Below are 5,806 nucleotides of genomic sequence, written 5' to 3'. Positions count from 1 at the left end.
TTAAATAAGGAGGTAGAGGCAACGCCAGAACCATTAACGCTTAAGATTGACCCTGGTTCTAAGACCACGGGTTTAGCCCTTATTTTTGGTTCTAGCTTGATTTGGGTAGCCGAATTAAACCACCGGGGTCAAGCAATAAAAGCGTCACTAGAGTCAAGGCGCTCTTTACGCCGTGGTCGTAGAAGTCGGCACACACGCTACCGTCCGGCACGTTTTCTCAATCGTACTAGACCTAAAGGTTGGTTGGCTCCAAGCCTTCAGCATCGGGTAGAAACAACTCTAACTTGGGTTAATAAACTCTCAAAGTTTGCACCAATTAATACTGTCTCTCAGGAGCTGGTTAGGTTTGATTTACAACAGTTGGAAAACCCAGAAATATCAGGAGTTGAATATCAGCAAGGAGAATTGGCAGGTTACGAAGTGCGCGAGTATCTGCTTAACAAATGGGATAGAAAATGTGCTTACTGTGGCGCTCAAAATGTGCCCCTACAAATTGAGCATATCCATCCTAAATCTAAAGGGGGGACGAACCGAATTTCTAATCTGTGTTTGGCTTGTGAACCTTGTAACATCAAGAAAGGTATTCTTGACATCCAGATTTTTCTTAAAAAGAAACCTGATGTTTTAAAGAGAGTTTTAGCTCAAGCTAAACGTCCTTTAAAAGATGCTGCCGCTGTTAATTTAACTCGGTGGGCATTGCTCAACCGATTAACGGCTACGGGGTTAGAAGTTAATACAGGCTCTGGGGGATTAACAAAATTCAACCGAACTAAATTAAACCTACCAAAAACGCACTTCTTTGATGCAGCTTGTGTTGGCGATACTCCCGAACTTTTGGTGCTAGCAAGTCAACCATTAAATATCAAAGCAACTGGTCACGGTTCAAGGCAGATCTGCCGAACAGATAAGTTTGGCTTTCCGAATATATATGTGCCTCAGTTCAAGTTTGTTAAAGGTTTCCAAACTGGCGACATCGTGAAAGCAGTTGTTACTTCTGGTAAAAAGATTGGAACTTATGTCGGTCGTGTTGCTATTCGCTCAACTGGCAGTTTCAATATTTCAGCAAAACAAAGAGTGACTCAAGGAATTAGCCACAAATATTGCCAACAAATTCATCAAAAGGATGGTTATGGTTATGTTTTTTAAGAATATTCACAGGACGCTAAAGCATCCCGTGTCGCTTTTCCTCCCTGGTCTAAAGACGCAGGGTTTCCAAGCTCCCGTGAGGTTTTTATGATTGATGTGGTGAGTTATGTCTTTTTTGGTGTAGGAATATTCTTCTGGTTTTGGGGAACTTCTCACCTAGTCGGTCAGCGATCGGTATTATTTAAGTTACACAGTCTTTCGGTTGCAGATACCTTGGGCTCGATGCTAATCGTCGTCGGGCTGCTGATCAGAATACCTAGTAGATGGCCGTTGCTAACTTTAGCAATTCTTTCCTTGGCAATTTGGAATACAATGCTGGGATATGTGTTGGCGCACTGTTCTAGTGAAGAGGCAGAAAATCAGACGGAGTTTCCCACAAGTACATTATGAATGATGATAGCTATATCTATATCTTAACTGCGCTGTTGCCTTTGGCTGCTTGTATGGTAGTAGTTCAAGCTAATCCCTACCATGCCCTAGTCATTCGCGGGATATTAGGTGCGATCGCAGCATTGATCTATTCCGTTTTTGGGGCGGCGGATGTGGCTTTGACGGAAGCCTTGATGGGTACGATGTTGGCAATCACCCTGTATGCGGTGGCGGTGCGATCGTCCTTGGTGTTGCGTTTGGGCGTGTTGGAAGATGAGAAAGTCGAGTCGGAGGGCGATGTTTTGAAAGTCGAGTTGACAGTAGAGAGTCCCCGCGATTTTAACTCATTGATGAAGGATTTCCGCCGAATTTTTAGTAAGTATTATCTCCGCATTGAGGTAGTACCTTTTACCTGTGCTGAGGCTTTACATCGCGCATTGATGGAGAAAGAAATTCATGCAAGTTGTGTACCTGTGCTAGATGGTAATCCCGAAGCCAAACATTATCAAACTGTGACGAGAATCCAACGGCTATATGACATCATGCAGCCGGAAATTGCATCAACAAACACGAGTCTCGACTATAAAATTGCTTCAGGTTTAGGGGAGAATCTTCAATGAAATGGGTTTATATTGCTGCGGGAGTATTGCTTTACATTAAAATGCTGTTGTTTGCCAATCCAACATCAGGTTTATCAGGTTTGGCGATCGTAGAATTGCTTGTCAAAGATAGCGGGATTCCAAATGTTGTATCGGCGATTATTTTTCGCAATCGGCTGTATGACACGATTTTTGAGGTTGTGGTATTTACGATCGCCATTATGGGCGCTAATTTTCTGTTAGCCACGGAAAGACCGTCCTGCACAATTTATCAGTTTACCGATCAACCTTCAATTGTGTTAGCTCGTTTGGGAGCAACTATTGCGGCTTTGGTGAGTATTGAATTGTCGCTGCGGGGACATTTGACTCCCGGAGGCGGTTTTGCCGCGGGTGTCGCGGGGGGAACTGCGATCGGTTTGGTGGCGATTACTTCGTCATCTGAGTGGATGCAGCGGATTTACGAGCGATCGCACGCGGCGACTTGGGAGAAGATTTCGGTATTGGTTTTTGTGGTGTTGTCTGCGATCACTTTGTCTGGCTACGAGTTACCGCACGGAGAGTTTGGGGCTTTGGTGAGTGGTGGTGTGGTTCCTTTGCTGAACATTTTGGTGGCTGTAAAGGTTGCTTTGGGCTCGTGGGCGGTGGTGTTGATTTTTATTCGCTATCGCGGTTTGTTGTGATGGATTTTTAGGGGATGTTGATGAGATTCTGATTCAACCAAATAAGTCACTACAAATTCCCGCTTCAACAGTTGACAGTTGACAGTTGACAGTTGACAGTTGACAAAAGAAGGAAGGGGATTGGAGTAATGAATCGTCTGATTTTAATTTCTCCCTCCAAGGCGGGCGGGCTTTCAACCAATTCTTTCTGGTAACAATTTTTCAACAGATTCAGCTACTGTTGTCTGTTGTCTGCACCCGTCACTTTATTTCGTTAACAAAAGCGATCGCCCAGGTTAAAATTAAAGACCAATCGTTGAAACGATGTAAAACGATGATAGTTCGCCAACCCCGCTACAGCAAAGAAGAATTTGCTGTAGCGGGCGATCGCATTTATGAATCTCAATTCCGGCCTCAAGTCGAGACAGGCGATCGCGGTAAGATATTGGCGATCGACATTCAGACAAGAGCTTTGGCGCGATCGCACTTTAGCCAACAAATCTCTCCACATCCGCCACCTCTCCAGACAGCACCTGAACCACTTGCTCTACCCCTCGCCCGATCGCCAACCTAAGCATCGCCACGTCCGATCGCAGATAGCTACCTTCCTACACGCCTAATTCTACTTCCATTAGGTCGATCGACTAATGTCTGCGATCGCTCAGGAGAGCCACCAGGGCGAACGCACTATATACAAAGAGCGATCGCAACTTCCCAATTGAGCTCGCGGACAACTCCCATCAATTTTTGTAAACACTGCCCGACCATCCAAAAAATTTGAATTAGGATGGGTGGGAATAATAATTAATCTTGACTTAAACAGCATTTACAGCATTGAGTTTAACCTATAAAAGTTATTGGTTGGCATCGACGAGTTATTAGCGCTGGTTATGCAAAACCAGAAACATCGAACCCATCATACTTTTGTGCAATTAATGCAATTGGCCATCAGCACATATAAAACAACTGTTTCCTATGGCAATCAATCAGAAAGAGTTTGATAAATTAGTCAAAAATTTGGAAGAATACTCCCAGCGTCATCCAGGAAGTTACCGCTTGCGAGTAGCTTTGTTTGCCGTATTAGGTTATGCCTACATCTTTTTGATACTTGCTGGGTTATTCGCACTGATCGGGCTGTTAGTCTTTGTGATGATGTTTAGCCATCACATCAATGGTTACATCATTAAGTTTGGCATTTTGTTACTGATTCCGGCATGGGCAATTGTGCGATCGCTCTGGGTAACTTTCCCCCATCCTCAAGGATTGAAACTCAGTCGCGATCGAGTTCCTCACTTATTCGCCATGGTAGACGAATTGACCGCTAAACTTGAGGCTCCCCGATTCCACAACATCTTGTTGAATCGAGAATTCAACGCCGCAGTCGTTCAAGTTCCGAGGCTGGGTATCTTTGGCTGGCAAAAAAACTACTTGCTTCTGGGACTTCCCCTGATGCAGTCCTTGTCTTTGGAGCAATTTAAAGCAGTTCTAGCACACGAATTAGGACATCTTTCGGGCAATCATTCTCGCTTCGCGGGATGGATTTATCGAATTCGCAAAACCTGGTTGCAGATTTACGAACGGTTATACCAGAGCGAGCAACATGGGGCATCAATGTTGTTTAATAGCTTCCTAGAATGGTATTGGCCTTCCTTTAATGCCTACTCTTTTACCCTAGCACGGATGGATGAGTACGAAGCCGATCGCTGTGCGGCCCAACTCGCTGGAGTGCGCCATGCGGCAGAGGCGCTAATTAATGTAAAAATCAAAGCCCGTTTTCTAGAAAGTTCCTTTTGGTCAGATATCCAGAAGCAGGTTGCAGAGCAAGTCGATCCGCCGGACAATGCTTATTCTTCTATGTTAACTTTCCTGCACGGTGCGATCGCAGAAGCACAGACCAATCTATGGTTAGAGCAGGCTTTGGCAGAAAAGACCGATAATGCAGACACCCATCCCTGTCTGAGCGATCGACTGAAATCCCTAGGTTATCTCAGGACTCGATCGCCAAAATTGCTTCAGTCAGTAACCATACAAACCAGTGCAGCAGAACATCTTCTCGGCAACAGCTTACAACAGTTTGCTACCCAGTTCGATCGCGATTGGAAAGAAGCAGCATCGACACCTTGGCGGCAGCAGTATGCTTACCTCCAAGAAATCCAAAGTAAACTGCAAGCTTTAGAGCAAAAAGCACAAGTGCAAACACTGGATGAACGAGAAGCATGGGAACGAGCCCATTACACATTAGAAGTGCGAGGTGGTGAAGCAGCGGTTCCTTTATTGCAAGATGTGTTACAAACTCACCCCGATTGTGCAGAAGCCAACTATAGCCTCGGGCAAATCTTACTACAAAAGGACGATGCAGCAGGTATTGCTTGCATTGAAAAAGCTATGACACAAAGGATAGATTGGGTAAGAGACGGCTGCGAGCTAATTTACTGTTTTTTCTGGCAACGAGGTCAAACTGACAAAGCAGACAAATATCGCGATCGAGCCGAGCAGCATTCTCAGTTGCTGCTCAAAGCCCAACAGGAAAGAGCTAGCGCCAGCGATCGCGACAAACTCAAACCTCATACTCTGAAACCATCAGAAGTAGATGAACTCAAACAACAGTTGGCTCCCTACTCACAGGTTGAAGCAGCTTATTTGGTAGAGAAAGTTGTCACCTACTTTCCCGAAAAACCTTTCTGTATCCTAGGAATCGTTCGCAAACGAGGTTTAATGGAAGGTGGGGATGCAGCTCAAAATGTGGCCGACCTGCTGGCTAAAAGTTTGCAGTTTACTACTCAAGCTTATGTCATCATTTTGAACCACAGTAGTTCCGGCAATTTGCAAAAAAAGATGTCTCAGGTGGAAGGGTCTTTAATCCTGAAACGTTAGTGCTATCAGTTTTCAACATTCAAGCTCACTTTATGCCCTACAACCAACCCCATATACCGCTGCATCAAAGTTCTATCGTTTGCCAAGTAGACCTTTCTCCGGAATAGTTAGGAATGAAAATTAAATAACTTACATTTTTTATTGTGATTGTGGGATGGG

At 44.7% G+C, this 5,806-nt stretch carries 6 protein-coding genes; all 6 read left to right on the top strand.

Features of this window, described 5'->3' with window-relative positions:
- A partial coding sequence (gene iscB / locus QT974_RS30000) for an RNA-guided endonuclease IscB (RefSeq protein WP_333472033.1) occupies positions 1-1,146 on the top strand: 1,146 nt, incomplete at its 5' end.
- An 87-nt stretch (positions 1,147-1,233) separates the two neighbouring features.
- Entirely contained in the window at positions 1,234-1,536 is a 303-nt protein-coding gene (locus tag QT974_RS29995) for a monovalent cation/H(+) antiporter subunit G (protein WP_333472032.1), read from the top strand.
- On the top strand, positions 1,533-2,135 hold the full coding sequence (locus QT974_RS29990; RefSeq protein WP_333472031.1) for a DUF4040 domain-containing protein: 603 nt from the start codon (positions 1,533-1,535) through the stop codon (positions 2,133-2,135). Before QT974_RS29995 ends, QT974_RS29990 begins: the two co-directional genes overlap by 4 nt.
- The gene (locus QT974_RS29985; protein ID WP_333472030.1) at positions 2,132-2,794 is read left to right on the top strand and encodes a Na(+)/H(+) antiporter subunit B; all 663 of its coding nucleotides are present in this window, start codon (positions 2,132-2,134) and stop codon (positions 2,792-2,794) included. The genes QT974_RS29990 and QT974_RS29985 overlap by 4 nt, the downstream gene beginning before the upstream one ends.
- Before the next feature lie 313 nt (positions 2,795-3,107).
- Positions 3,108-3,347: a hypothetical protein gene (locus tag QT974_RS29980; RefSeq protein ID WP_333472029.1), complete on the top strand. Its 240-nt coding sequence runs from the start codon at positions 3,108-3,110 to the stop codon at positions 3,345-3,347.
- Positions 3,348-3,748: 401 nt separating this feature from the next.
- Positions 3,749-5,647 carry a M48 family metalloprotease gene (locus tag QT974_RS29975; protein WP_333472028.1) on the top strand — a complete coding sequence of 633 codons (1,899 nt, stop codon included), beginning with the start codon at positions 3,749-3,751 and terminating at the stop codon, positions 5,645-5,647.
- The last annotated feature ends 159 nt before the right edge of the window (positions 5,648-5,806 follow it).

The sequence above is a fragment of the Microcoleus sp. BM001215392 genome (assembly GCF_036700185.1).
GTDB lineage: Bacteria > Cyanobacteriota > Cyanobacteriia > Cyanobacteriales > Microcoleaceae > Microcoleus.
This window is presented reverse-complemented; position numbering and strand designations above follow the sequence as displayed.

Excerpts from the sequence above, each read along its gene's own strand:
- QT974_RS29995 (WP_333472032.1), top strand. The coding sequence starts at position 1,234 with ATGATTGATGTGGTGAGTTATGTCTTTTTTGGTGTAGGAATATTCTTC.
- QT974_RS29990 (WP_333472031.1), top strand. The coding sequence starts at position 1,533 with ATGAATGATGATAGCTATATCTATATCTTAACTGCGCTGTTGCCTTTG.
- QT974_RS29985 (WP_333472030.1), top strand. The coding sequence starts at position 2,132 with ATGAAATGGGTTTATATTGCTGCGGGAGTATTGCTTTACATTAAAATG.
- QT974_RS29980 (WP_333472029.1), top strand. The coding sequence starts at position 3,108 with ATGATAGTTCGCCAACCCCGCTACAGCAAAGAAGAATTTGCTGTAGCG.
- QT974_RS29975 (WP_333472028.1), top strand. The coding sequence starts at position 3,749 with ATGGCAATCAATCAGAAAGAGTTTGATAAATTAGTCAAAAATTTGGAA.